Source organism: Bacillus sp. FSL M8-0166 (assembly GCF_038008825.1).
GTDB classification, from domain to species: Bacteria; Bacillota; Bacilli; order Bacillales; family Bacillaceae; genus Bacillus; species Bacillus safensis.
Genome location: NZ_JBBOZZ010000001.1, coordinates 1,128,671 through 1,154,683 on the forward strand (window position 1 = coordinate 1,128,671; position 26,013 = coordinate 1,154,683).

At 41.4% G+C, this 26,013-nt stretch carries 26 protein-coding genes; all 26 read right to left on the bottom strand.

Annotated elements, in window-relative coordinates; all coding sequences use genetic code 11:
• Nucleotides 1–110: 110 nt before the first annotated feature.
• The 26 genes from NSS92_RS06095 to NSS92_RS06220 all read right to left on the bottom strand — a co-directional run bounded on the left by NSS92_RS06095 (nucleotide 111) and on the right by NSS92_RS06220 (nucleotide 25,968).
• Entirely contained in the window at nucleotides 111–347 is a 237-nt protein-coding gene (locus NSS92_RS06095) for a YlzJ-like family protein (RefSeq protein WP_008344712.1), read from the bottom strand.
• On the bottom strand, nucleotides 344–1,072 hold the full coding sequence (locus NSS92_RS06100; protein WP_340867143.1) for a ClpP family protease: 729 nt from the start codon (nucleotides 1,070–1,072) through the stop codon (nucleotides 344–346). Before NSS92_RS06100 ends, NSS92_RS06095 begins: the two co-directional genes overlap by 4 nt.
• A 119-nt stretch (nucleotides 1,073–1,191) precedes the next feature.
• Nucleotides 1,192–2,859 carry a ribonuclease J2 gene (gene rnjB / locus NSS92_RS06105; RefSeq protein ID WP_012010007.1) on the bottom strand — a complete coding sequence of 556 codons (1,668 nt, stop codon included), beginning with the start codon at nucleotides 2,857–2,859 and terminating at the stop codon, nucleotides 1,192–1,194.
• A gap of 171 nt (nucleotides 2,860–3,030) precedes the next feature.
• Nucleotides 3,031–3,897: a 4-hydroxy-tetrahydrodipicolinate synthase gene (gene dapA / locus NSS92_RS06110; RefSeq protein WP_024427012.1), complete on the bottom strand. Its 867-nt coding sequence runs from the start codon at nucleotides 3,895–3,897 to the stop codon at nucleotides 3,031–3,033.
• Between the two features lie 30 nt (nucleotides 3,898–3,927).
• On the bottom strand, nucleotides 3,928–5,142 hold the full coding sequence (dapG, locus tag NSS92_RS06115; protein ID WP_034662253.1) for an aspartate kinase: 1,215 nt from the start codon (nucleotides 5,140–5,142) through the stop codon (nucleotides 3,928–3,930).
• A gap of 92 nt (nucleotides 5,143–5,234) precedes the next feature.
• Nucleotides 5,235–6,254, bottom strand: a complete 1,020-nt coding sequence (asd, locus tag NSS92_RS06120) for an aspartate-semialdehyde dehydrogenase (RefSeq protein WP_024427010.1) — start codon at nucleotides 6,252–6,254, stop codon at nucleotides 5,235–5,237.
• Between the two features lie 139 nt (nucleotides 6,255–6,393).
• Nucleotides 6,394–6,987: a dipicolinate synthase subunit B gene (gene dpaB / locus NSS92_RS06125; protein ID WP_267586308.1), complete on the bottom strand. Its 594-nt coding sequence runs from the start codon at nucleotides 6,985–6,987 to the stop codon at nucleotides 6,394–6,396.
• Nucleotides 6,984–7,886, bottom strand: a complete 903-nt coding sequence (dpaA, locus tag NSS92_RS06130; protein WP_267586307.1) for a dipicolinic acid synthetase subunit A — start codon at nucleotides 7,884–7,886, stop codon at nucleotides 6,984–6,986. The genes dpaB and dpaA overlap by 4 nt, the downstream gene beginning before the upstream one ends.
• Before the next feature lie 122 nt (nucleotides 7,887–8,008).
• A complete protein-coding gene (locus tag NSS92_RS06135; protein ID WP_034281978.1) occupies nucleotides 8,009–8,281 on the bottom strand; it encodes a YlmC/YmxH family sporulation protein in 273 nt (90 codons plus the stop codon).
• Nucleotides 8,282–8,343: 62 nt separating this feature from the next.
• On the bottom strand, nucleotides 8,344–10,311 hold the full coding sequence (asnB, locus tag NSS92_RS06140; protein WP_340867144.1) for an asparagine synthase (glutamine-hydrolyzing): 1,968 nt from the start codon (nucleotides 10,309–10,311) through the stop codon (nucleotides 8,344–8,346).
• 12 nt (nucleotides 10,312–10,323) lie between these two features.
• The gene (locus NSS92_RS06145; protein WP_267586305.1) at nucleotides 10,324–10,878 is read right to left on the bottom strand and encodes a hypothetical protein; all 555 of its coding nucleotides are present in this window, start codon (nucleotides 10,876–10,878) and stop codon (nucleotides 10,324–10,326) included.
• Nucleotides 10,847–11,842 (bottom strand): hypothetical protein, encoded by a 996-nt coding sequence (locus NSS92_RS06150; RefSeq protein ID WP_340867145.1) that lies wholly within the window; start codon nucleotides 11,840–11,842, stop codon nucleotides 10,847–10,849. Before NSS92_RS06150 ends, NSS92_RS06145 begins: the two co-directional genes overlap by 32 nt.
• A 25-nt stretch (nucleotides 11,843–11,867) precedes the next feature.
• Entirely contained in the window at nucleotides 11,868–13,061 is a 1,194-nt protein-coding gene (locus tag NSS92_RS06155; protein ID WP_340867146.1) for an acyl-CoA dehydrogenase family protein, read from the bottom strand.
• Nucleotides 13,027–14,337 carry a type III PLP-dependent enzyme gene (locus tag NSS92_RS06160; protein WP_340867147.1) on the bottom strand — a complete coding sequence of 437 codons (1,311 nt, stop codon included), beginning with the start codon at nucleotides 14,335–14,337 and terminating at the stop codon, nucleotides 13,027–13,029. Before NSS92_RS06160 ends, NSS92_RS06155 begins: the two co-directional genes overlap by 35 nt.
• Complete coding sequence (locus NSS92_RS06165; RefSeq protein ID WP_340867148.1) at nucleotides 14,324–15,580, bottom strand: ATP-grasp domain-containing protein; 1,257 nt, start codon at nucleotides 15,578–15,580, stop codon at nucleotides 14,324–14,326. The genes NSS92_RS06160 and NSS92_RS06165 overlap by 14 nt, the downstream gene beginning before the upstream one ends.
• A 4-nt stretch (nucleotides 15,581–15,584) precedes the next feature.
• The gene (locus NSS92_RS06170) at nucleotides 15,585–16,715 is read right to left on the bottom strand and encodes a nucleotidyltransferase family protein (RefSeq protein ID WP_340867149.1); all 1,131 of its coding nucleotides are present in this window, start codon (nucleotides 16,713–16,715) and stop codon (nucleotides 15,585–15,587) included.
• A complete protein-coding gene (locus NSS92_RS06175) occupies nucleotides 16,702–17,838 on the bottom strand; it encodes an aminoacyl--tRNA ligase-related protein (protein ID WP_340867150.1) in 1,137 nt (378 codons plus the stop codon). Before NSS92_RS06175 ends, NSS92_RS06170 begins: the two co-directional genes overlap by 14 nt.
• The gene (locus NSS92_RS06180; RefSeq protein ID WP_340867151.1) at nucleotides 17,839–18,690 is read right to left on the bottom strand and encodes an HAD hydrolase family protein; all 852 of its coding nucleotides are present in this window, start codon (nucleotides 18,688–18,690) and stop codon (nucleotides 17,839–17,841) included.
• A 3-nt stretch (nucleotides 18,691–18,693) separates the two neighbouring features.
• On the bottom strand, nucleotides 18,694–19,776 hold the full coding sequence (locus tag NSS92_RS06185) for an inositol-3-phosphate synthase (RefSeq protein WP_267586297.1): 1,083 nt from the start codon (nucleotides 19,774–19,776) through the stop codon (nucleotides 18,694–18,696).
• Nucleotides 19,777–19,800: 24 nt separating this feature from the next.
• Complete coding sequence (locus tag NSS92_RS06190) at nucleotides 19,801–20,607, bottom strand: histidinol-phosphatase (protein ID WP_267586296.1); 807 nt, start codon at nucleotides 20,605–20,607, stop codon at nucleotides 19,801–19,803.
• 15 nt (nucleotides 20,608–20,622) lie between these two features.
• Nucleotides 20,623–21,396 carry an SDR family NAD(P)-dependent oxidoreductase gene (locus tag NSS92_RS06195; protein WP_340867152.1) on the bottom strand — a complete coding sequence of 258 codons (774 nt, stop codon included), beginning with the start codon at nucleotides 21,394–21,396 and terminating at the stop codon, nucleotides 20,623–20,625.
• 14 nt (nucleotides 21,397–21,410) lie between these two features.
• Entirely contained in the window at nucleotides 21,411–22,139 is a 729-nt protein-coding gene (locus NSS92_RS06200) for an SDR family NAD(P)-dependent oxidoreductase (RefSeq protein ID WP_252058071.1), read from the bottom strand.
• Nucleotides 22,136–23,125 (bottom strand): phosphotransferase enzyme family protein, encoded by a 990-nt coding sequence (locus NSS92_RS06205; protein WP_267586294.1) that lies wholly within the window; start codon nucleotides 23,123–23,125, stop codon nucleotides 22,136–22,138. The genes NSS92_RS06200 and NSS92_RS06205 overlap by 4 nt, the downstream gene beginning before the upstream one ends.
• Nucleotides 23,126–23,129: 4 nt before the next feature.
• Nucleotides 23,130–23,681 (bottom strand): AAA family ATPase, encoded by a 552-nt coding sequence (locus tag NSS92_RS06210; RefSeq protein ID WP_340867154.1) that lies wholly within the window; start codon nucleotides 23,679–23,681, stop codon nucleotides 23,130–23,132.
• Nucleotides 23,682–23,695: 14 nt separating this feature from the next.
• Entirely contained in the window at nucleotides 23,696–24,730 is a 1,035-nt protein-coding gene (locus NSS92_RS06215; protein WP_340867155.1) for a hypothetical protein, read from the bottom strand.
• Between the two features lie 5 nt (nucleotides 24,731–24,735).
• Nucleotides 24,736–25,968 (bottom strand): methionine adenosyltransferase, encoded by a 1,233-nt coding sequence (locus tag NSS92_RS06220; protein WP_340867157.1) that lies wholly within the window; start codon nucleotides 25,966–25,968, stop codon nucleotides 24,736–24,738.
• Nucleotides 25,969–26,013 lie beyond the last annotated feature (45 nt).

Genomic DNA, 26,013 nt, shown 5'->3' on the forward strand with positions numbered 1-26,013 from the left:
ACTCATCACCTTACTACGAAAGAAAATATAACCTACCGAAAGATCAGAAAGAAAGCAGCCTGGTTTTGGCTGCATCTTGTTGTAAGTTTTCCCTTTATTATAGCATAGAATCATTCATATGAGTCGGTTTGATTGGTGCCTAAATGTAACTTCAATCGCTTGCCTGGTGCAAGCTCTTGATTGAGAAAATCCATTGGGTTGGTACTCATGACTTGAACGATTTCTGCTTCATCTTCTTTCATTTCAACCATCACTGGCACACCTTGAATGTTTACTTGCTGGAGTTTACGTTCTCCCTGTTCCTCAGCGTAAATGGCTTCATATGGCATAGGCGTATATAAAATCATTGGATCAGCCCCTCGTTTTGAGATGCCCTGTCTCCGATAAGTTCGTTCAACTTTTTAATCGCTTGTCCTACGCCGCCCACTTCATTCATGAGTCCGTATTCCGCTGCTTCATGACCAACGACATTTGTTCCGATATCCCTTGTCAAATTGCCTTTTGAGAACATGAGCTCTTTAAACTTCTCTTCTGTAATGTTGGAGTGGCTTGTGACAAAGTTAATGACTCTTTCCTGCATTTTATCTAAGTATTCAAAGGTTTGCGGAACGCCAATCACAAGACCTGTTAACCGCACAGGATGAATGGTCATTGTGGCTGTTTCTGCAATATACGAATAGTCACACGATACAGCAATCGGGACACCTATGGAGTGGCCGCCGCCAAGCACAATCGAGACAGTTGGCTTCGATAAAGAAGCAAGCATTTCTGCAATCGCAAGTCCCGCTTCTACATCTCCTCCTACTGTATTTAAGATGATCAAAAGGCCCTCTATTTTAGGGTTTTGTTCAACTGCTACGATTTGTGGAATGACATGTTCGTATTTGGTTGTTTTATTTTGCGGTGGAAGCTGCATATGGCCTTCAATTTGTCCAATAATGGTGAGGCAATGGATATTTGTATCTTGCGGCAGCTGCGGAACGGCTGTTTCACCAAGCTGCTGTATTTTGCTCATAATGCTATCTTTTTCTTCTGGCTTTCGCGCAGGCTGCTGTTCATTCTTTTCGTCCATTTGTCTCCATCCTTTCCTCAAACTCTTCTCCTATTATGAACAAGTAGGCCATATTCCATCCGCATTCCTCACGCCACATCAAAAAAGCCCAAAGAGCTTATGCTCCTTGGGCTTTATCATCACACTTCCATAATAATTGGAATGATCATCGGCTTACGTTTTGTTTTTTCATATAGGAATTGATTTAGTACATCGCGCATGGATTGTTTCAGTGTTGACCATTCAACAATTGAGTTTTCCGTTTGCTCTTTGACAATCCCTTTGACCATTTCTGTTGCTTTCACAATGAGCTCTTCGGATTCTCTTACATAGACAAATCCTCTTGTGATGATTTCAGGTCCAGAAATTAATTGTTTCTTTTGTTTATCAAGCGTGATGACAACAATCAAGATGCCATCTTGAGACAATAGGCGTCTATCGCGTAACACAATGTTTCCGATATCACCAACGCCAAGTCCATCGATCAAAATGTTTCCTTGGTGAACTTTTTCACCGATTTTGACATTCTGTCCTCTAAACTCAACAACATCTCCTTTATCAATTAAGAAAATGTCACTGCGTTTCATGCCTACTTCTTCAGCAATACGAGAATGTGCTTTTTGCATACGATATTCGCCATTCACCGGAATTAAATACTTCGGTTTTAGTAAGTTCAGCATCAGCTTTAACTCTTCTTGGCAGCCATGTCCAGATACATGCACTCGTTTTTGCGCAAAAATGACTTGTGCTCCGCTTCTTGTAAGGAAATCCACTGTTTTAGAGTATGTGAGTTCTTGTCCAGGAAGAGGTGTAGATGCAATCACAACAGTGTCATCTTTTTCAATATGAAGCTGTTTGTGATTTTGCTTCGCCATTTTTGTTAAAGCAGCAAGAGGCTCTCCGTGGCTTCCAGCGGTCAGGATGACCACATCGTTTTTCGCCATTTTCTTCACTTCTTGAACGGGTACAAATAATTCTTCGTCTGCTGTAACATAACCAAGCTTGATCGCCAGCTGAAGGGTTGTCATCATATTCTTTCCTGCAACGGCAAGCTTACGGCCATTTTGATTTGTTGCATTAATGATCTGCTGCACGCGGTTAATATTAGATGAAGACACAGCAACAATCACACGATTTTCAGCATTGTACATCGCATTTGAGATTTCGTCTTGGACGAGCGCCTCAGAAGGTGTATAGCCTGGTTTTTCAGCATTTGCACTGTCTGAAAGTAGTGCTAAAACGCCGTTGTTTCCAATTTTCGCAATCTCTCCGATGTCACAGGCTTGGTTAAGCGCTGGGGTTTGATCAAATTTAAAATCACCTGTGCATACGATTGAACCAAGAGAGGTTTTGAAGCTGATCCCAACTGAATCAGGGATGCTGTGGTTCGTTCTAAAGAATGATACTTTTGTTGTTTCAAAAGTAATGACTGATTTCGCATGTACCTCACGCAAATCAGCTTTTTGATTGAAGCCATACTGCTTTAATTTTTCTCGAAGTAACGCAAGGGTCAGCTTCGTTCCGTAGACTGGTACAGACAATTTGCTCAAGCAATGGAATACGCCTCCGATTGCTTCATCATGTCCGTGGGTAAGAAAAATTGCTTTCACCCGATCAGCACGTTCTGTTAAGTAAGAGATATCAGGAATGACGACGTCAATGCCTAGCATTTCGTTTTCTGGATGCATTAAACCTGCATCTACGACGTATATGTCCGAATCAATCTCAATGACATATAGGTTTTTCCCGATTTCTCCAACGCCTCCGAGTGCAATAATTCTTACGTTCTCTGTATTTTTCTTTTTCAAAATTCTTATCCTCCTAGTCTCAAGCCCGTCCATCATCGCTTAATGCTATTATAACTGAATCTAATTTTAGAAAACAAGATGAAGTCACATTTTAAGAAAGTGTTTATGTATAAAAAACGGTCATACTCAGGGACATCTGAGAATGACCGCTTACGAAATCTTTTGTTTTGATCAGCTGTTTAAAACGCTGCTTAAATCCAGTCTCTCTTCTTCTGACAAAGGCAAAAGCGGAAGACGAACAGATCCGACGTCTAGTCCTTTCAGCTGAAGGGCTGTTTTGACAGGCGTTGGATTTGGCGCTGAGAAAAGCTGTTTCATGATTGGAAGCAGCTTTTGATGGATCAATGCTGCATTGGCTGTTTGGCCTGAAGCATAGCTTTTCAGCATTTGCTGCATATCCAGTCCTACGATATGAGACGCAACAGAGACAACTCCTTTTGCACCAACAGATACAGCCGGAAGTGTTAAGCTGTCGTCCCCTGAATAGACGTCGAAATCTTCTGGCGTCTCTGCAATGATTTTTGTCATGGCATCAAGATCGCCGCTTGCTTCTTTGATGGCAACAATGTTTGGTATTTGTGCAAGCTTAATTGTTGTTTCTGGTGCTAATGACGCAGCCGTTCTTCCTGGTACATTGTAAAGCATGACAGGAAGAGATGTAGACTCGGCAATTGCTTTAAAGTGTGCATACATGCCTTCCTGTGATGGCTTGTTGTAATAAGGTACGACAAGCATCACTGCATCAACGCCCGCTTCTTCTGCTTTTTTCGTTAGTTTGATAGACGCATTTGTATTATTACTGCCTGTTCCTGCAATGATTTTACAACGACCATTTGCTAATTTTACCGATTGCTGAAAAAGAGCGACTTTTTCTTCATTCGATAAAGTTGGCGATTCGCCTGTTGTCCCTGCAACGACTAAAGAGTCACTGCCATTTTTTAACAAGTAATCAATGAGAATTGATAGCTTTTGGAAATCGATGTTGCCCTTTTTATCAAAAGGTGTAATCATAGCTGTTGCGATATTGCCGAAATTCATTTTTTTCACCTCATCATGATTCAATCACATTTATCTTGAAAGTTCAAACACTTCATGCAGGGCATTGACAGCCGCTCTCATGTTTTCTTCGTTCACTAACACCCAAATGGTCGTATGACTGTCAGCCGATTGTAAAATCGGAATGTTTTGCTCGGATAGAGCCGATACAATTTTAGATGTGACACCTGGTACACCCATAATGCCTGCGCCAACAGCTGATACTTTCGCACAATTTGTTGTCACAATTGGCGTATAGCCAAGATCTTTTAGGATCGACGTTGCCTTTTCAGTCATTGCACCTGTCACTGTATACACAATTTCACTCGGTGTGATGTTGAAGAAGTCGACACTGATTTGTGCGTTTGCCATTGCTTTGAAGACCTCTGTTTGTACACTGTACTGACCTTCTTTTGCAGGGACTTTGATTTGCGTCACATCATTGACATGTGCAATACCCGTAATGAGTCGGTCGTACACATCATGGCTCATTTTATCTGAGTAGTGTGATGTAACGAGTGTGCCCTCATCATCAGAGTATGTTGAACGGACTCTCATTGGTACTTTTGCCTGCATCGCAATTTCGACAGCTCTCGGGTGAATGACTTTTGCCCCTTGATATGCGAGGTTGCAAATTTCCGTATATGTTACGACTCTCAGCGGTTTTGCATTTTCAACAATGCGGGGATCTGCTGTCATAACGCCTTCTACATCTGTAAAAATATCAATAAAGTCTGCCTGCAATGCAGCGCCTAAAGCAGCTGCGGACGTATCACTGCCTCCTCGTCCGATTGTTGTCACGTCTCCATTTTTCGCGGCTCCCTGGAACCCAGCGACAACGACAACATCATGTTCAGACAGTGCTGCCTCCAGACGTTCGCACTTCATGTCAATAATTTTCGCACTTGTATGCTCCTTATCTGTCACAAAGCCCGCCTGAGCTCCAGTCATCGCTACAGCCTTTAGCCCGTTTTCATTCAGCATACTTGAAAACACAACAGCTGAGATATTCTCTCCGCAGGAAACAAGCAAATCTTTTTCTCGATTTGTCATATGCTGCGCGCTACCGTAAAGCAGACCAAGCAGCGTATCTGTCGCATAAGGATCGCCTTTTCGTCCCATTGCAGAAACGACGACAACCGACTTATAGCCTTTCTCTTTTGCAGATAAGATATGTGCAAGTGCCCTTTTTCTACCTTGATCATCTTTGACAGATGTACCGCCAAATTTTTGGACAATTATTTTCACTGTTTTCACTCCAAGTTCATTCTGACGTAACAGAAGAGAGCAGGCGAAAGATGCCTAACTCTCTTCTGTTCGTCCTCATCATCCATTGAATGTTAAACTAATTTTAATGCTTTTAAGCTTTCTGCAATTTGAACAGAGTTCCATGCAGCGCCTTTAAGCAGGTTATCAGATACAATCCACATATGGAACCCGTTTGGACGGTCCAAATCTTTCCGAATGCGGCCGACAAATACGTCGTTTTTCCCAACAGCATCTGCAGGCATTGGATAAATTTGCTGAGACGGATCATCTTGCAGCGTAATTCCCGGTGCATCTTTTAGAATTGATTTGAGGTCTTCCACTGTTGCATCATTTGATTCTAGTTCGACGTAGACAGATTCTGAATGACCTGTTTCAATTGGAAGTCTCACACATGTTGCCGCTACTTCCAGCTCTGGCATATGCATGATTTTTTTCGTTTCGTTGATCATTTTCATTTCTTCGAATGTATAACCATTGTCTTGGAATTTATCAATTTGCGGAATCGCATTAAATGCAATTTGATAAGGCATGACTTCTGGTGTTACATCTTCTTTATTTAAAATGGCTTGTGATTGGCTGTATAGTTCGTCAATGGCTTCATGTCCCGCACCTGATACTGCTTGATACGTAGAGACAATGACTTTTTTCATTCCATACGCCTGACGAAGCGGTTCTAATGCCGCTACCATTTGAATCGTTGAACAGTTAGGGTTTGCAATGATCCCTTGATGATCATGCAAATCTTTTTCGTTTACCTCTGGTACGACAAGAGGGATGTTTTCGTCCATACGAAAAGCACTAGTGTTGTCTACAACAATCGCACCTCTTTTGACTGCTTCAGGAGCTAGCGCCTTGGAAACATTTCCTCCAGCACTGAATAATGCAATGTTCACTCCTTCAAAGCTTTCAGGTGTTGCTTCCTGAACAGTGTACTCTTGACCTCTGAATGTCACTTTTGTTCCAGCAGAACGTTTTGAGGATAGTAGAGTAAGTGTATCCATTTCAAAATCTCTGTCAGCTAGTGTTTTTAACATTTGTTGACCGACAGCTCCAGTCGCTCCAACTACAGCTACATGCAATCCTCTTCCCATCAGTAAAACTCCTTCCGACCCATCCATGATTCTTTTCTTTCGGATGGCCATCCTATGACTTTTTACATTTTATTTTACCATAGAAAAGCAAGGCTTGAAGCATCTTTTTTGAATCTTTCATGATTTTCTAGTGAATCTATTATTCGTTTGGTCCAATTAAAATCGGCTGAATTTGTCTATGCTGGAGCGCCTCTTCTACTGTTTGAGGTAGCAGATCCATGTTTGCGACCATAGAGGTCGGTTTTTTGAATGGATCATCCTGGCCAAATGGAATAAAGAAAATATTCTTTGTCGACATCAGTCTCATCAGATTTGTACCATTTAAGCCTAACGCATCGTTTGTTGAGATACCTAAAACGACAGGACGATGATTCCGTATGGTTGCTTTAGCAGCCATTAAAACAGGACTGTCTGTCATGGCATTTGCAAATTTCGCCATTGAGTTTCCAGTTAAAGGAGCAATGACCATACAATCAAGCGGCAGCTTAGGTCCGAGCGGTTCTGCTTTAACGATTGAGTCAATCGCTTGAAATCCAGTCAGCTTCTCAATCCGCTCGATCCACTCAGCTCCATCTCCAAATCTCGTATTCGTGCTCTGCACCGTGTACGACACCACTGGACGCACCTCTGCCCCTTCTTTTACAAGCGCTTCGATTTGCGGAAAAACAGCTTCATACGTACAGTGGGAACCTGTTAAACCAAAGCCGATTCTTTTCCCTTTTAATGATGTCATGATTCCATCCCCCTTTTTTCCTCCGCAAGTTCACATAAAAGCCCGGAAAGCACTTTTGCAATGATTTGTCCTGCTGTTTTTGGTGCAACAATCCCCGGGAGTCCTGGTGCAAGAAGTGCCTTTACTCCGTGCTTTTGTGCAAAGTCAAAGTCTGTTCCGCCTGGGCGGGAGGCGATATCCAAAATGAGTGTCTTTGGTGTCATGCTGACGATGACAGACGAATCTAATACAAGACTTGGAATGGTATTGATGATAATATCAACGTCCGTTACTTCTTCTTTTAACCGGTCCATTGAAAATGGATGAAGCCCCAACTCAAAGGCCCGCGCTAAATGTGCTGTGTCTGCCGCCCCTACTTTTACGTCTGCCCCTAGTGCCCGAAATGTGCGGGCAATCGTGAGTCCTGTTCTTCCAAGTCCGAGAACAGCGACATGAGACCCGTGAATTGTATAGTCCGTTTGCTGAATGGCCATCATGATAATCCCTTCAACTGTTGGAATAGAGTTATATATGGCAATATCATCTCGCTCAAACAGCTTCACAAGCTTCCGGTTCACTTGCTTTGCCAGATTGTCTAAGTACGTATTTGAAATACCTGAGTACAAGGTACAATGGGCAGGGGTTCTTTCTAAATATTTTGCCTCCAGCAAGACCTGCTCATTTGAGAAAACAGTAGCAACAACGCCTTCATCCGTTGCCCCTGATACTGGCAGAATCATACTGTCTACTTGTTCGAATGGAAGTTCAGACATTTTCAGCTTTTCAGCACCAATAAATCCATGATCCAGCTGATCAAATCCGACCAAAAACACTTTGGCATGCTGCTGTGACAACTTGCGAATAATTTCAAGCTGCCTTGCATCTCCCCCGATCACCGCAACCGTTAAACCGCTCAACATACTGACCGTTCACCTTCTTTATTTAAAAAAGTCTGTAATATTTTCTGAATCTCCCTTTCAGCATATGAGGAGAGGATTCAGCCTGTGAACAAATCAGAGAGAGAAAAGAAAAAGAGCACCCTTTATTGTGGGTGCTCTTTTTCTCCGTGCAGCTGAAGTTCTTCAGGCACATCGAGAATGATCATATCTGATCCTATTTTTTGAATGTGATTCCACGGGACGCGGATGTCATTTCCTTGTTTTCGAAAGCCAAACCACTTCACGGAAGGTATAATGAGTGCTGTAATTTGACCATCCTGTTCATTGATTTCAAGGTCAGTTTGTCCAAGCACGCCAAGCCGCTCCGCTCTTTTAATATCGACAATCTCTTTTCCCGACAGTTCACTCAGCCTCAAAATCGCATCACTTCCCTTCCGTATCATATATGCAGCAGGCAAGAGGAATAGACCGGATCTCTTTAATGACTAGTTTGGAGAGAAAGCTGCGTCCCTTTCATGTAGTGATCATGCCATAATTCCAAGTTGTAAAGCATCCAGACTTTTTGATCCGCTCCATTTTTGTTTTTCTGATTCGAATGATTTCGTAAAAATTGCTCTAGTGGCTTTCTTTGAAACAGTTCTGTTGCAAAGCTTTGTTGATCAAGAAGCTTCTCTTCGATTTCTTTCATCCTTTTGCTCATCCAATGATACACTGGAACCGGAAAACCCATTTTTCTTCTATATAATATACGCTTATCCACCGTTTGCTCCATTGTCTTTTTTAACATATATTTCGGAATGTCTTGTACCTCACTTGTTTTGAGACTCGACTGAAAAAAGGCTTGCAGCCTGCTAGGCAGTCCTTTATAAGGAAGCTTATATTTGAAGGGCATGTCATTGACAAATTGGATGATGCGATGATCAAGAAATGGAACACGCGCTTCTAGTCCATGTGACATCGTCATCATATCAAGCCGGTCTAACAGATTAGGTAAATGAATCTGCTGAAATAAATAGAGGAGTTTATTTTCATACGACGCACCCTCCATCTTTTGAAAGCAATGGGCAATAAACTGGTTCATGTGCGAGTCAGGAGGATCAATTGAATCAGCGTGACGACTTAAAAGCTGCTCTTTTTCGCCAGCAGTAAACCATGCATACCTTTTTTTATAATGATCCATCTCACCTTCAAGGTGGATCATTTGATGCACCTGCTGCTGAAAGGATGGTTCAAATAATACCTTAGAAAGGATGGAGGACAGTTTTCGGTTTTTTTGAAGCCATAAAATTTTCCGCCAATCTGCTGGACTCCTAAAGACACGTCCATAACCTGCAAACAATTCATCCGCTCCTTCACCACATAAAACAACCGTCACGTGCTTTTTTGCTTCCCGTGACATATGGTAAAAAGCGACTTCATGAGGAATAGAAAGAGGATGATCTCTTCGCTTCACAACTTCAGGCAATAATTGAAAGTACTCTTCTTCACTCATTCGATGTGAGTGAAGCTTGACATTGTATTGATCTGCCGCGAGTTTGGCATAGCTTTCTTCAGAAAAGCCTTCCTCTTCAAAGCTGGTCGAAAAACAATGAATATTCTCGTTTTTGTATTTGGACATCAAAGCGACAATCGAAGTCGAATCCACTCCCCCGCTCAAAAAAGCTCCCACAGGCACATCAGACATCATCTGTTTTTGCACACTATCTTGAATTAATTCAAACAATTCCTTTTGATAATAACGTTCTCCCCGATCGATCCCATCAGCTGGGAGCGGATATTGCCAGTAGGTCTCTTTTGTTATGCCTGATTCATCTATTCTTAAGATGACACCTGGGGGTAATTTTTGAATTCCTTGAAAAAAAGTCTGCTCGCCGATCGAATAACGGAAGGATAAATAACTAAGAACAGCCTCCGGCTCAATAGCAGTTTGTATGTCAGGATGCTGAAAAAGAGCCTTCATTTCCGATCCAAAAATAAGCCCTCCCCGGCATTCTGAAACATACAGCGGTTTGATCCCAGACCGGTCTCTAAACAAATAAAGTGCTTTCTTCTTTTTATCCCATATCGCAGCTGCAAACATTCCGTTTAATTGCTCTACAAAGGAAATTCCGTATTCTTCATAGCCATGAACAAGCACTTCTGTATCTGTCTGCGTACGAAACAAGTGGCCTTTATTCCATAATTTCTCTCTTAATTCTTTGAAATTATAAATCTCTCCATTTAGAATCACACATATAGAATCATCTTCATTTGTTATTGGCTGCGGCCCAGATTGTATATCAATAATGGAAAGCCGCGTATGAACCAGACCAACTGAGTCATCTTGATATACACCACTATCATCAGGTCCACGCACAGCAAGTGCGTTTTTCATCTTCAGTAAGATATGAGGATCAAGTGGTGCTTGGTTAAAATGACAATAGCCTGCGATGCCGCACATAGACATGCCTCCCTTCCATTAATGATCTGACTGCTGAATCGTCATTGCGAAAATATGCATAAATGGATTATCTTGAAAGCGAATTTCATCAAAAACTACTTTTGGCGAAAAGGTGAGCGAATCAAGCCATAGGTTTGATGTCAAATGATGATTAATGCCGGATACCGTATGAATATAATCAAATGCATATGCCGCTCGATCATGAAATGCAGGTTCACGTTCAATCACATCCGTTAACGAAAGCCGAGTCTCACAGACAACGTTCCCCTCTCGTAATAATGAAATCTCTTCGTAAAGATTGCCATTGGATGAACAGCCAACGACATGAAGCGCTTCTGCTTCAAGTGGCGGAAAATGAAGAGACTGTCCCTCTAATTCAATATTGTCTCCTTGATCTTGATATATGAACTGAAAAGGAATCCCTTCGATAAAAGGATCTTGCACGTTCATAATTAACTCAGCCGGCAAAGAAGCTCCGCCAATTGTTAATTGGCCTTTTTCATATTCATTTTGATATGTGATGCCTCTGTTATTGACATAATCATGAAGAGAGAGAGTTTGATAAGTCTTCATTTTGAATCACCTCTTTTAGTTCTGTGAGCAGGCTGGTCTCCACTTCTAATGTTTTTTGAAACCGATTCGCCGTCCTGTCTATCATACTGCGAGGATTTTTACTGAGGCCTACTCTAGCCGTAAAATTGGCGAGCACTGTCCAGCTTTGATAAGCATCTTCAAACGCTTGAATAAGGGGATGTAAAAGCTCATTTTCATAAGAAGATAAGAATGTCACCATATGTTTTCTGGAGTTAGCCACATCCTTTAGTCCTTCAAAATAAACATTGTCTAATAAATTTCCATTTACATTGTCTTTGATACTATCAATATAATCCCTTTGAATGACTGAAATAGCGCCTAGCCCTGTGACAGCTCCAGGCAAATCAAAATGCGGCGGTGCTCCTTCTAAGATGGCTGCGTGCTCCTTTAATATCATCAGCACATCCGGTTCTTTCTGAAGTTCCACATGTTTGATCCACTTATAACGATTCTCGGTTCGAGGTGTATGTTCATATACAGAGCGGGCAGCTTTCATCAAATGGTCTTTACTCAATGTGCCATGATAGGAGTAAGCATGGTCACTGACCACTGCATGATCATCATTTACCTCAAGTACTTCCAATGTGTGATACCCATGTTCTCTTTCGTAAAATGGACAGTACGGTAATTCAAATATATCTAGGGAAACAGAAACAGTCCCTGTGCTTGGATGCTGTTTAAACACACGGTTGATATAGAGGTCTAATTCCTCTTCTGTGTAAAAAATTTCTTCTAAATGAATGCCATTATGATGGAGAATATCCTCACGAAAATGTTTAAAGGAACCGATCAAAACAAACCCTTGATCTTTAGGTCTATAAACAAGGCCAGCCTGCCTCCAAATCCTATCAATTCCAATCCCTTTTCTAAGAAGCATGGCTGCAATCGTTAATTGAGAACAGTTTAAGTAATTGTTCCTGTAAATAGGTGCTGCAGTAGCCACATATGTCTCCTCCTTTTTCTTGCCATCATACCCAGCGATTTTTTAACGGGATAATGCCCAGCTCTTTTTTCGCAATCACTTCTTTTAATAAATCTTCAGAAGGCGGATGAAATTTTGCCGCTTTCACATCTCGGCTTAAACGTTCAAGCAAAGATCCTTGCTGTAATGAAGAGAATCCCTCGACCTGAGAAGCTAGCTGCACGATTTCTTCTGCTGCTTGCGTCACAAAATGTTTTGTAATCAGCGTCTTCGTATATAAATCACTTGAGTAATGATTTTGTTTCTTTTCTTGATCTGCTTGCTGAGCGCAAGCCATAAGCTGAGAATGCGCAACATCTAATTTAATTTTCATATCTGCAATACGAAATTGCTGGCCTGGTAAAAAGGCTGATTTTTTCTTGGAAATTCGATCATTCCTTTTATATGTCATACCGAGGGCATGTTCATATGCTGCTTTTGCAATGCCATAATAAACAGCTGTAACAGCTAGACGAAACCAATAGATTAAATTTTCAGTATCTTCTATCGCGTAGCCTTCCCGCCCGATGAGCTGATGATCGGGTATAAACACTTGGTCAAAATGAATGTGATGACTCATCGATGCTCTCATGCCCGAATAATTCCACGATTCCTCAATCGCAGCGCCTTCACTCGGTAATGTCATTAAGAGCGCAGTCATTCCATATTGAGATGTACATGATGACGGCGCATACTGACAATAAATTGGTAAATATTTAATGCGTGGTGCACCAGTCACTGTGAATTTAGTTCCACTCACAAGATATCCGCCATCTGTTTTCTCTGCGGTAATGGTCGGAATTCCGTCCATTTGCTTACGCTGATAAATAAAAATCACATTCGGATCGCTAACAGAAGCGATTAGCTCTCCTGACCGCCGAATATCTTCAAAAACTGCGGCCTGCTGCTCACTTGTAAGCACTTCAGAGAATGCGCCGAGCGAATAGTAATGCATCGCCATAATGAGTCCTGTCGACGCGCACCCTTTAGATATGTGTGTCAAAAGAGTCACCGTTTCTTCAAATCCATACCCAAGACCCCCGTCTTGTTTCGGCATATTGGCGACATGTAATCCACAATCAATCAGCTCGTCTAGATTTTGATGCGGGAACTGAAATTCGTCATCAAGCTGACTCGCCCTTTCCAAAAATTGAAAAACAAGACGATCAATTGTTTCTTGACGAAGCTCCGCCAGTGTCATATTCATCCCTCCTTTGTCTAAAGAATAATCTATTTTGTTTCAATAAAAGATCATCCGGGGTCCCTCTATCTCGAATGACATAATCGTTTCCTTCAAACAAAAGCAGCTCTAGCGGAGAAGAATGACCTAAAAATAAGGTAGGGCTGTAGCAAAGTCCATATGCCCCAGATTTCTCAATACAAAGAAGATCACCTACATCGCCTTGCGGAAGCTCCACCTGCCGGCCAATTAAGTCTTCCGGAGTACATAGTGGACCCACAATCGATTGTTTCACTACAGCCGAAGGTTTGCTAGAAGGTTTAATGAGCCGCATTGGATAATTATTGCGGAGCAGCCTGCCTCTAAACGTCATCGCTTGATGATGATGCATTCCTCCATCTGCAATTAAAAACGTCTGCCCTTTTGATTCTTTTACATATTGTATAGTTGTTAAATAAACACCACATTCCGCTAAAAGGAATCTCCCCATCTCAATAATAAACCTCGGAAATTCCAGCTCAGTTTCGTACGCTCGAATTAATTCCGCTACGTTTTGAAATAACCGTTCAGCATGAAGAGGTATCTCATGCTGAAAATACGGAATTCCAAACCCGCCGCCTAAATCAACCATCTGGCATGTTAGTCCAAATTCATTCTTGATTCGAACAGCTGTGTTGAGCGTGTATTCAAACGATGATAAAAGCGATGTTTCATCAAGAACTTGAGTTCCCAAATACATATGAATCCCTTTAAATAAGAGCGAATGATCATACTTCTGAAATAGGTCAAATACGTCTTTCAGTTTGGATTCATCTATCCCAAATGGACTTGGAACTCCGCCCATTTTGATTTTTGCTCGTGACTCAATGGATTCGGGATTAATTCGAATGCCTACTGATGCCTGTTTGTTTTGATGCTTTGCAGACTCAGCGATATAAATGAGCTCTTCCTTTGATTCGGCGATAATACAATAGATCTCATGCTGAATAGCGACATCGATCTCTTGCTTCTGCTTACCAGGGCCAGAAAAAATGATATGCTCCGGGGAATAACCTGCTTTTACAGCCATAAGGAGCTCTCCTGCAGAAGCCACTTCTATACCAGCCCCAAAAGAACGTAACAATGACGCAATCGAGACATTTCCATTGGACTTAAATGAAAAGAACACCTCAGCTGATTGATGGAGCCATGCTGTAATGTGATCATAGTGATCTTTTAATGCATCTCCATCGTATACATACATCGGCGTCCCATAACCATTCGCTTTCTCTAAGAGCGTAGAGTCATTTTTTGGCAAATTCTCTCCCCCTTTCTGCTGAAAATTCCATATCATCAAACTTTGTCAGCATATGAATCTGCTTGTCCTTCTTCATATGGTAAAACAATATAAACAGTCGATAGTGCCACATATCATCCGCTCTCGTTTTACCAAAAGTATAAATAAAAAACCCACCATCTTTTCCCGGATCGAGTGCTTCTGTTACCTCCGTTAACACATCTTCAAACGGCAGGTCGGCACTGCATGAGAATCTTTTAAAGCGGCTTTCAATATATTCGTAGGTTGAAAAAAAGCGGCAAATGATTGGGAGTAAATAAGTAACCTGCGTGAACCGGGCATTTATTTCAATGATCGGTATGAGCTGTTCATTTATATCAATGATCGAATCAACGCCAACCACGCCTCGATACCCTTCTTCATATAGAAGCTCTATGATTCGATGCATGCTTACTTCATATTCACGTTTTTTGTCCTGTTCATAAATAGGCGCAAAATCGGTCCCTAAGTAGATGCCGTCCTCATTGATTTTCTGTTCTGTAATTGAAAGTAAGTGTGATCCTTCCTCTTGAATGAGCAATTGGGCATTTAAAGATCGCTTAATTGGATGCCACCCCTCTAAGAGGAGGTCTGTTTGGATTTTTCTTCTTTCAATAAAGGTCACTAGCTGCATGAATTCTCTCTCGTTTTTTAAAATACGAAGTCCCTTACCAGATGATCCATAAGGTATTTTCAGAACCATTTTTGAGAAATGATTCGCCCTTAATTCTTCATACGTCTGTTTTAACTCGTCAGCATTTTGACAAATAGCACCACACGTGACGGTAAACTGATGTTCTTCTGCCCATTTTCTAGTCGAAACCTTATGATTGAATCGCTTTACGAGTGTTGAATTTGAGCCATAAATCTTTCTTTTTTCAAGCGAGGATGCTTGTTCAACCGATTCATCTAAAAGATAAGGTACAATGAGTCCCTTTAAATTGAACGCATCTTCTTTTTGAACCATATGCGGAAGCTTAACACCTTGCTTTTCCAAATAGGCTAAAAAAGCAGGTTCAGGCTGATGATGCATGATGACATGATGATCCTTAGAAGCAATCAAAAGCAGTTGTTGTTCTTGCTGAAGAACCAGTTCATTTTGAACATGGTCTGTCATAACAGGTAAAGCCTTTGTTTGATCCCAGCTTTGTTCTTGATTCATATTCCCAAACCATATCACGTCGTTTCTTCCCTTAAAATCAAATAGCGCTGCCGGATCTTTCATCACACTACTCCTTATGAACAGAATGCTTTTGTATTTCTAAAGACCGATTAATGTGAAAGAATCGTTTGCGAATGGGCTGATTCCAGGTATGAACGACATCATTTGCATCCAGTACTTCTGATAAATAAGCAAGTGATTCAGGCTGAAGTGCATCCATGACAAGATCAGGAATCGTATGAGGAAAGACTTCATTCACATAATGCAAAGCAAAATAGATCATCTTTTCAAAGCCATACTCTTTCGTTCGACGGACAAACAACTCCACATCCAATAGGTCTTCTCTCATAAACATGCCATATATATCAAGCAGCTTATAAAGCAGTAAATCTTTCATTGACTCCACTTCATTTAAATAAATCGCTTCTTTGTAAAAATGAATACATAAGAAAATCAGCATATCCTCTTCTTTTAATGACCATACAAGATGCTCGTCAACAGACGTTTGAATTCGTCTAGACAGCATTTCTTGGACAATTGAATCTGTCCGGTTCCCTGTCATGAGGTCAACTGAAAACTGAACATCGATTTTATGACAATCAATAAAGCGGCATTTTGGTGTAGGCTTCATGTAGGTGTAGGTTTGATGTGAGTTCATGATGAGGTAAAGAATGTCTTTTCGTTTCGCAGGTGTGACTGTCTCCGTTTCATAATTCCAAGAACCTTGTACATAGTTTAATTCTTTTAATACATGTCCAGTTTCTTGCAGCTGATCTTGTGAGATAAAGAGATCGTTGTCCCCAAATAAGCGAAGCCCTACATCGCCGTATGCCCACTGGCCAATCACACTTCCTTTTACAATGGCATACTCAATTCCTTTTTGATCAAGTGCTTGGAATAACTGATCGTTTAACGTGATATTGTCTCGTGCCGTTTCTAATTGCCCCTTATACATAATCTCTAATGACTTTAAAAAATAAGTTGCTTTAAAATCTTTTCTTAAATGAATGGCGTAACGTTTAATATTTTTCCATGCAATACCGGCTGTCCGATGAACATGCAGCATTCCGAGAATGACATTCCAGTCTTGCTGCTGATGCAGAAGCTCTTTCATCTCTTCTATCTGGCTGTCTTCTAAAAAAGGAGTAGATAAAATGAGGGCTGTGTGCTCTTCTTGAGTCAGATTACTTTGCAGCATATTGCCCCTCCTTTAGATGAAGCATTTCATCCGGCCAATTCTTTCGATTTCGACCGTAAGTTTGTAAAAATACTTGAACCCATCGATCGATACCAAATGCGGCACAACCTGAATGAAGCGGCATATCATCTTCTCCCTTGATCTGGAACCTTTCACAAAGCATCTCTCCACAGTCGTTAAATGAAGCGATCGAAACGTCTTTCTTTTCTGTCACAGCTACTAACTCATATTTGCTGTTCGCCATTAATTGATAATTCGCTTTATCCATATCATCATAAAAGAAAAAGGGGTCATTTGCGGTGGTGACCTTACCACTAAGGCCAAGCTGATGAAAACATTGCCATGTGTGTTCAAGAAGTGTTTTTCTTGTTTCGTTGATGTATTCGTTATCACCGATAAAGACAATTTCACGCATACTAAATTCTAGTTTCCTTAGAGGATCTACTTTCCAAGAAATTTCATGTCTAAAACACTGCCCCGCTGCTGTCATCATTTGATTGTCTGTATAGGTCTTCCCTTCCCATTCCTCGTAGCAGTGATAACAAATGCACGGCTGTAAAAAACGGCCTGCTTGCTGGAAGTGTTCAGGCAGAAAACCATGATGCTTTTCTCGAATGTCATCAATAATTTGGTAATCATGAGGTATTTCAAAAACAGAATAAATATTTTGCGGAAAATTTGTATGGTATTTACACTTTTCCATTAATTCTTTACTCATCGTAGAAGGGTATCTTCTTAATTTGGCTCCAAGTGAAGCCCCCATATTTAAGAATAATTGATCAAAATAGTGTGCGAGTTCCATTTCAATTTCATCATAGAAGGTTCTCTTTTGGTCATCCCCGCTTAGTTTCGAATGAACAGGCTCACTTTTTAAATGAATATTTGATTTCATTTCCTTTTCACGAAACCTCCGCAGTTGAGCTACATTTGACGATAACTTTAAAAACGCAGCTGATATTGCCTCTGTATCTCCCGTATGATCGACCGTTACTTCAATAACCGATTCCTCTTCAAGAAGATCAACGTGCAAAATATGGGCAGATAGAAAAGAAACTCTTTCCACAAAATCCGCTATCATTGTATCTTCTAGTGCATCTGGTAAAGGCAGTTGAAGGGTTCTCAACTAAATTCCTCCCTTTTCATTGATCACTTTTGGTGCTTCTAATGGTTGTAAAACTTTATCAAGATAGTCATAAATAGACTCCCCCAGATGAACATCACATAACTCAATCGCCGATGGATGGCTATCTTGAACTGCCAGCCCCCACCTCGCCTTCTTGAGCAGCAGTCTGTCATTATGACCATTTCCAAAAGCAATCACACGATTTAAATCACTTTCTCCAAAACAATCTAATAAATGACGTTCAAGCATATCTGCCTTACAAATTCCTTTCGGGGATATCACTTGTGCATTTAAAAACTGGGCATCTGCAACATCACAATGACAATCTTTTAATTGATGAGCGATATCTATTTTTTCTTTCGGTAAAATAAATAGTTTTGTCACACGGTCAAATCTGAATTCTTTCTGATGACCAACATCTATTTTTTCTCGTGGAAATGTGTAAAGCATGCAATATTTCAACTTAGCGCTTTTACTTGATGCCACATGCTTTCCATGTGATTCCATGACAAATTCAGCTTGACCATCAAGTGATGAGATGACCTGCCGGCATATAGCAGCATCTAGATATTGTTTAACGTCAAATGTTTTCTTTTGATGGTGGCAAATCACATTTCCATCATTCAGCAAAACATCATGATGAAATAAATTGAGTAAAGATGGATCTAAGTTCAGAGAGAAGAAAGAATCATAGGTTCTGCCTGTGACAATTATTGAAATAATGCCTCTTTGGCGCAGCATGTTCACTGCGCCATGGACATCACCAATAAGCTCGCCTCGGTCATCAATTAATGTTCCATCCAAGTCAAAAGCGGCAAATTTTATCTCGCAAAGATTTAGTTCTGCTTCCACTGATCACACCTTTTTCAGCTCAGCATTTGCTACATATTCATTGAATAGACGCAATGATTCTGAATCTACTTGTCCAATTGGAGGGCTTTTGAATAAGAACGGGCAGACGTCATGTATGACACCGCTGTGATTCATGTCTTTAGCTGCTTTTGCTACACGCATTGCGTTAGCGATAACACCAGCTGAATTCGGAGAATCTTCTACTTGTAAACGGATTTCAAGCGAAATGTCTGAATCTAAAACAGAATTTCCCTCCAAACGCAGGAAGCAGACTTTATGATCCCCTAAGTAGCTGACATAGCCATTTGGACCTGCTGCCACTTCGCTGGCATCAATACCAGAGGCAAATAATGCTTTTCTCTTCGATTTTTGTTTACTCGTTGATCTCATTGGGTTGGCAAGGTTTAAAAAGTCTGTATTGCCTCCGACATTCAATTGGTACGTATTGGTAATGTCAATCCCTCGGGATTTTAATAGCTCAATTAACGCTGTATGCAGTGTTGTGGCACCTAAATGACTTCTTAAGTCATCTCCAAGGAGCGGGGTATTCGACTCTTCAAACATTTTGACAAATTCAGGATCATTTGCCACCGGTTCAGGTGTTGCATTAATAAAGGCAGTTTGCGCGTGTGCACACGCCTCTGCGTATACTCGGACTGCTTCAAACGAACCCGTCGGTAAGAAGCACACTAGTACATCTGCCTGAACTTCCTTTAATCTTTGCGTCACATCATGTGTGTTCATTTTTAATGAATGTTCATGCGGCTGAATGCAGTTGGACAAATCTCCTTCAAGACCATCACATAAAGGACCTGCTTCAACCGGTAATTGGAAAAACGGAACATCAATATGTTTTACTGCAGCCGTTGGTTTAGTAAAAATAGCCTCTGATAAGTCTTTTCCTACTTTATTTTGATCTACTTCAAAAGCTGCAACAAATTCCACATCAGACAAGTGATAACCTCCAATGACATCATGCATAACACCGGAGAGCGTATCCATCTTTTCCTTTGCCAATTCTACAAATTGAACGATACTTGAAGCGCATGATCCTACTCCTGCAATTGCTACGCGAACTTTTGTCATTTTCATAACCCCTTTTTTTAGAATTTATAGAGCCAATTTTCGCTTTTGACGAGATTGGAATATATACCAATCCTTGTAACCTAGTTCCTTCAGCGTCTGTTTTACTTTCAGCCAATCATCTGCTACTCGGGCTGGCTGATGTGCATCTGAGCCAAACGTGACATCCACACCATAAAATTTGGCTCGCTCTAATAGATCCAATGATGGATACCAGCCGCCGCAGTCTTTTGTTTTGCCAGAGGTATTCACTTCAATGACAGAACCACTCTCCGCAATTGCTTGCAGTGCATCATCGACAGCTTCTGTTTTGAGATGAGCAATCTCTGGATAAAAACCTTTTAAGGCGTCAATATGGCCTAAAACGTCGAACATTCGACTCTCAGCAGACATTTTAATCAACTGATAATACGTTTCTTTTTCAATGATGGCTTGCTGCTCTGTGATTCGTTCCCATCGTTTCCGGTTAAATAGGTCATATCCATTACTGACATGAACCGAGCCAATGATATAATCAAATGGATAATGTCGATACACGTCTCGGTATAGGGCCTCGTGTTCTGGAAAATAGTCAGATTCGACACCTAACAGCACGTGAATTTTTCCGTCATATTCCTTTTTCAACTGCAGGACTTCCTCTATATATGATTGAAATTCAGTTTTAGCCATCGCTACCCATGGTTTAAAGTGGTCAGCCTCTTCACCAAAGAACGGGGAGTGATCCGATATTCCAATAAAATCCAGACCTAATTTAACAGCCTCATCGATATATTCTCTGATGTTCCCTTCCGCATGACCACAGCGTTGATGATGTGTGTGAAGATCAAATTTCATGCAATTTTTACTCCTCTACATGGCAGTATAGCCGCCGTCAACCATCAAATTTTCTCCTGTAATAAAACTCGCTTCATCTGAAAGAAGGAAGATGACAGCAGATGCGATCTCTTCTGGATCAGCGGTTCGTTTCAACATGTGCATCCCGCCAATATCAGGATGCTGATTTGCTTGCTCTCTTGTCAATCCAAGCTCTTCTAAATGGAACCGCTCGTTATTTTTGTTCCATACCGTGCCTGGATTCACTGCGTTTACACGAATACCTGCATCCACCAAATCCATTGCCATGCACCGCGTCATATTGACAACAGCTGCTTTTGTCGCGTTATATGTTAAATATTTTGGCTGGGCAATGTGGCCTGAAATAGAGGCAATATTTACAATCGATCCTTTTCCGATTTTCTCCATGTAAGGCGCAGTGTGTTTGACACAAAGAGCTTGTCCCATAATATTCAAATCCATGATGCGCCGCCATTCTTCAACGGTTGCTTCAAGACCCCGCATGATAAAAACGGCTGCACAATTCACCAGCATGTCAATTTTTCCAAAATGATTGGCTGTTTTTTCTATCATTGAAACAATTGATGCTTCATCAGCAATATCAGCCTCTATAAACAAAACATCATATTCATTTGCTTTGAGCTGTTTTTCTGCCGCAATTCCGTAATCTACATGATGATCAGCAATGGCGACTTGTGCACCTTCTTGTGCGGCTCGTTCTGCGACCGCATATCCAATCCCCTGAGCCCCGCCTGTCACAATAACCGTCTTTCCTTTCATACCTCGCATGTAGCTGCCTCCTCTTACCACTGAAGTCTTTGCCCGTCTCTCAACAATTCTCCTGTTGGTCCATCTCGGGGCAGCTGTGCCGCCCACACGATTCCTGATGCACCTTCCTGTATGGTTTTAACAGCCTCTGATGTCCCCATGTCCGTTTGTACCCAGCCGGGACACACTGCATTCGCAAGGATAGAATAGGGTGCCCCCTCTAAAGCTGTGACTTTTGTGAGAACATGCAGCGCCGCTTTTGACATCCGGTAGTAAGGACCGCTTTTTCCGTCACGCCTGACATCGCCAGAAGCGTAGATCGCAGAGAGCCTTCCCATACCGCTAGATACATTGACAATTCGTCCATATCCAGCCTCTTTCATGTAAGGGAAAACGGCCTTGGTCATTCTGACTGCACCATACACATTCACATTCATCGTTTCTTGGAGTGTCGATACAGGAAGATCTAGAAAAGATGGAAAGGTGTGATCCTTTATATTGTCATGAAAGACACCGGCATTATTAATGAGCACATCCACTCTCCCGAACGAATCTTTCATAAATGCCGAGAAACGTTCAACCGATTCTTCATTTGTTACATCCAGCTGAAATGGCACAACATGCTCAGTCATTTCAGACGCAGCTATTTTGGCACTTTCAAGCTGCCGTGCAGTTAAAATAACAAGCATTCCGCACTGCGCAAGCTGTCTGCATACTTCTTTGCCTATGCCCCTATTTCCACCAGTGACAACAGCGACCTTCATATTCTCATCTCCTTTTGGAGATACCAATCTTCCTTCAGCTGGTTCGATGCAGATTCTAGTGCTTCGAAAGACCAATCAATATACCAGTTCAGTAAGTGAGGTGTATAGGTATGCAGCAGTGTTAAATACCGCCCTGTTGGAATATATAAAAGTCTGATAAAAGCAGATATAGAACGCCATTCATATTCGGATAAGTCATCTGCATATGCCTTTAAAAATTGAATCGTTTTCACAATATCTAGTTGAAACGTTCCTCTCTTGATTCTCGTTAACAAAAAAGCAGATATGGCTGCATCATATATGCGCGGTCTAAAACCTGCTGTATCAAAGTCAAGAACCATGGCAAGCTTTTTGTTACGAATTAACAGGTTGCCAGAATGAAAGTCACCATGTGTAACAGCATGAGGTAATGCTTCATATATACTAGGGTTTAGCAGCGTGATGATATTCATTAGTTCCCGTTCATACACTTTGAGCAAAGCAGCAGCCTTTTTAGAAGAAACAACCTTTTTTAGGGCGTAAGCCGTCTTGCCGAGCGTTTCGTCCGGAGAAGTAATCCAGTTCTTCAATTCGCAGTTTGGATTCACAGGCCCTTTCGGTAAGTTCTTCAATGAATGAAGCTGTTTTAATACCCGGATGGCTTCTTGTTCATCTGAACGATTTCCCATTTCATATGGTCTTCCTTCGAAATAGGGCCGCAGCTGCCAAAAGTGTTCTTTGAATAAAATGGTCTTACGACGGTCTTCTGCCTCCATCATAGGTTGAATCGGGAAGCCATGATCAAGCAGAGCATCTGTTAATTCCTCTAAATATTGAAGCCACTTTGCATCATGATTTCTCGCACATTTTTTTAAGACAAAACGGTTTTTGATCGTTTCGACAAGCCATCCTTCATTAGGGCTTCTTCCGTTTAAAGGTGTTAAGCGAATCGGCTGTTCCGAAAACCAATATTTCAGGACATTATTAGCATCATCTAGTGTCGTCATGTCCTCACCCCTTTTTCTCAAGGTTTTTGATTTTCATCAGCACCTGGTCTGCATCGTCCCGTTTGTCTATGCGCAGGCATTTCACATGAGATTCTTCTTTTAATTTATGAAAAAGCTTTTCGTTTTGATGAATCACCTCTGGATAGACTTGAAAGGCATATGAGAAAAATTGGAGCGCGTTACCCATTCGCTCCTTATTTCCATTCCAAAGTTTCTCCCTTGTGATGAGCCGTTTGAATGTCCTTTTCATGAGACGGGGGAATGTCTGTCTTCTCTTTACATCAAGCCAAATGATCGTATCAGCATATTCAGCCAAAATGTGGTGAACAGATGAATATTGACCATCAACGACCCATTTCTTTTGTTTGATAATTTCATGGACGTTATCGATAAACACCGTCCTATCTGTTTTTTTCCAGTTCGCTTGCCAGAATAGGGCATCGAGCTCATAGTGAGGTAACGTTAACTCCTGCTTCAATTGATGTGCAAGGGTTGTTTTTCCAGATCCAGGCGGACCGACAATCCAAATTCGCTGGCTAGCTCCTTTATTGTCCAAGTTGTTTCCCTCCGTTATAGAACACGTTCATGCTTTTGAATGTCGTTTCTCACTTTTACTAGCAGATCAAGCGCTTCATCCCAATTTAGGTTTTCTGTTAATTCAAATACGGGCGTTTCGCTTGAATGAATGGACACATCTTTACATAATAGATCTAATGCTTCCGCCGAAAAGCTATTTTCCTTTAACAGCTGGCCAAAAAGTGTATGCGCGGGAGTCAGTCTTGTATCAGGTGTACTAAAATAGTGAATCATTCCCGCCATCGCTTCTACAGGACCCGGTGACAGGTGAATGCCATTAAACCGAGTACACACGTTAGATAAACCAAACCGTTTTTGCTCTGACAGCAGCATGTGTTTAAAAGAACCCGCTTTAGCCTCTTTAGGGTCCGTTGCACCGATGAAATCTTCTCTCAACATCCTCATTGGCTGCTTTGAAAAACATTCAATGACGATAATAGACTTTGCAGGTGCAGTGAACCACTCTATTTGACAAGGGTGGAATGAATTGAGCAGAAGCATTTTTTCTCCATCCACCTCGGCCTCTATGGCGTATGTGCCCGCACCCAGCTTGTCTACCTTGACGTTTCGGGTTAAAAGCTCTAAACCATACGGCGTGAGCTCTTTGTACTTTTGTAAAAATTGATGGCCTCCATATATGAAATGTTCCTTCTTTTTAAACTCTGGGTATTTCAAAGCCAGCATCTTTTTTGCTGCATCTGACACTTCACTCAGACCGTTTTTAGAAATTTTATTTAGCATCCCATATTGATTTTCAATTATTTTCTTTTCTTTCAAATATAAGGATGATATAACGCGCATGGCTCCTATTTCTACATCACGATCATCTAATCGGTGGAGAAGTTCATCTAGTATGAGATCAAGCTGTACACCTTTATTGATGCTTGTTAATTCAGGCTTTAGCATCAACAGAAGATGGTGTTGGTTCAATTGTTGTTGTTTTTCAATTTCATAGGGATGAATGGTCACTGCCATAGGTTCTTTTGTATGAATACATGCATGTACGGCTTCAATGACTCTTTCTTTCATCCTTTTTACCACATTGTCACGCCTTTAAAAATTAAATCTGTTGTCACATCGCCCATTGAATGAACCGCATTCATGACGAGGTCTTCAATTCTTTTTCTATCCACTTCATTTCCATCCCACTGCTGAATACGAACGGAAATTTCATCAGGATTGTGGAGCGGTGCCTCTTTTGAAGTAAAGATATGCACTTCTGTTGGCTTTTGAATCGTCTCAAAAATTTGATCTGCCAGCCGTTGTGCGAGCACCCCATATAATTTTCCTGTATGATCAAGCGGATTTTTCCCAGCCGGTGCTTCAATACTCATAGACCGCATTGGGGTGATCAGTCCATTTAATCTATTTCCTCTTCCAACAACTCCTACATCGCCGGTATCTGCTACAGAACCTAGCGCCGTTAAGTACGGACGGCCATTGCGATCTGTTGCGTTCAGCATGAGATCAGGCGTGAGGCCTAACGTTTCATGAATATAGCGAGCGATTTGATCTTGGCATTCTTTTTTGCGGGCAAAATACTCCTCAAGACTATGAATATCTTTAGCTAGAAATGGCATGTTCACAATGAGTTTAAAATCTTCATGACGTCTGCTTCCAAATATTTTTACATCCCAGCCGGTATCTGGATTGACCTTTTTAAATTCTGGGCCATTCACATAACGCTCTGTATAAAGAACCAGCTTCTCAAGACGGCTTAATGGCGCATGAGCATGCAGTAAGTTACAGTCGTTTGACACAAGCTTTGGATCACCGATTTCAATCATGTCCGTTTCAACCATCGGACGATATCGTGAATTTTTGCGTCCTGCCCCCTGATGATCAACGATTCGGCAGTCAATGACGAGATGTTCTTCAGGATCAAATCCTGTTGTCACCTCTGATAACACATCCTTTGCCGCATCGAAAAGAATCTGTTTAAGAGGAATGGGCTCATCGCCGTATGCGTATGCCCCTTTTCCAGCAAACACAACTTGATACGGTTTGACCATTGTCCCTTTCCCATACGTGACATCAGCATCTCCGCCAAGAAGCATGACTTTGTCAAACCAGTGGTGTGCCACTCTGCCGAAATGCTCCATGCAATATTGAGAATAGTATTGAGAAGCTCTTTCTGCTATGGCGTCACACATCGTATCTGGATGTCCTACACCTTTACGTTCCACAAGCTCATATGGAATTTGTTCTATATCTTGGCCATCACCTTTTAAAATATCAAGAATGGTTTTTTGAATTGTTTTCATCATCTATCGCCCGCTCTCTTTTAAAATATAAAAATATTGATCGTTCAT

Excerpts from the sequence above, each read along its gene's own strand:
- asd (WP_024427010.1), bottom strand. The coding sequence starts at position 6,254 with ATGGGAAGAGGATTGCATGTAGCTGTAGTTGGAGCGACTGGAGCTGTC.
- NSS92_RS06145 (WP_267586305.1), bottom strand. The coding sequence starts at position 10,878 with ATGAAGACTTATCAAACTCTCTCTCTTCATGATTATGTCAATAACAGA.
- NSS92_RS06220 (WP_340867157.1), bottom strand. The coding sequence starts at position 25,968 with ATGATGAAAACAATTCAAAAAACCATTCTTGATATTTTAAAAGGTGAT.
- NSS92_RS06200 (WP_252058071.1), bottom strand. The coding sequence starts at position 22,139 with ATGAAGGTCGCTGTTGTCACTGGTGGAAATAGGGGCATAGGCAAAGAA.
- NSS92_RS06100 (WP_340867143.1), bottom strand. The coding sequence starts at position 1,072 with ATGGACGAAAAGAATGAACAGCAGCCTGCGCGAAAGCCAGAAGAAAAA.
- NSS92_RS06185 (WP_267586297.1), bottom strand. The coding sequence starts at position 19,776 with ATGACAAAAGTTCGCGTAGCAATTGCAGGAGTAGGATCATGCGCTTCA.
- dapA (WP_024427012.1), bottom strand. The coding sequence starts at position 3,897 with ATGAATTTCGGCAATATCGCAACAGCTATGATTACACCTTTTGATAAA.
- NSS92_RS06190 (WP_267586296.1), bottom strand. The coding sequence starts at position 20,607 with ATGAAATTTGATCTTCACACACATCATCAACGCTGTGGTCATGCGGAA.
- NSS92_RS06215 (WP_340867155.1), bottom strand. The coding sequence starts at position 24,730 with ATGAAAGAAAGAGTCATTGAAGCCGTACATGCATGTATTCATACAAAA.
- NSS92_RS06205 (WP_267586294.1), bottom strand. The coding sequence starts at position 23,125 with ATGACGACACTAGATGATGCTAATAATGTCCTGAAATATTGGTTTTCG.
- NSS92_RS06095 (WP_008344712.1), bottom strand. The coding sequence starts at position 347 with ATGATTTTATATACGCCTATGCCATATGAAGCCATTTACGCTGAGGAA.
- NSS92_RS06195 (WP_340867152.1), bottom strand. The coding sequence starts at position 21,396 with ATGCGAGGTATGAAAGGAAAGACGGTTATTGTGACAGGCGGGGCTCAG.
- asnB (WP_340867144.1), bottom strand. The coding sequence starts at position 10,311 with ATGTCTATGTGCGGCATCGCAGGCTATTGTCATTTTAACCAAGCACCA.
- dpaA (WP_267586307.1), bottom strand. The coding sequence starts at position 7,886 with ATGTTGAGCGGTTTAACGGTTGCGGTGATCGGGGGAGATGCAAGGCAG.
- NSS92_RS06165 (WP_340867148.1), bottom strand. The coding sequence starts at position 15,580 with ATGAAAGATCCGGCAGCGCTATTTGATTTTAAGGGAAGAAACGACGTG.
- dpaB (WP_267586308.1), bottom strand. The coding sequence starts at position 6,987 with ATGACATCATTAAAAGGGAAAAGAATCGGCTTTGGTTTAACAGGTTCC.
- NSS92_RS06170 (WP_340867149.1), bottom strand. The coding sequence starts at position 16,715 with ATGCTGCAAAGTAATCTGACTCAAGAAGAGCACACAGCCCTCATTTTA.
- NSS92_RS06155 (WP_340867146.1), bottom strand. The coding sequence starts at position 13,061 with ATGACACTGGCGGAGCTTCGTCAAGAAACAATTGATCGTCTTGTTTTT.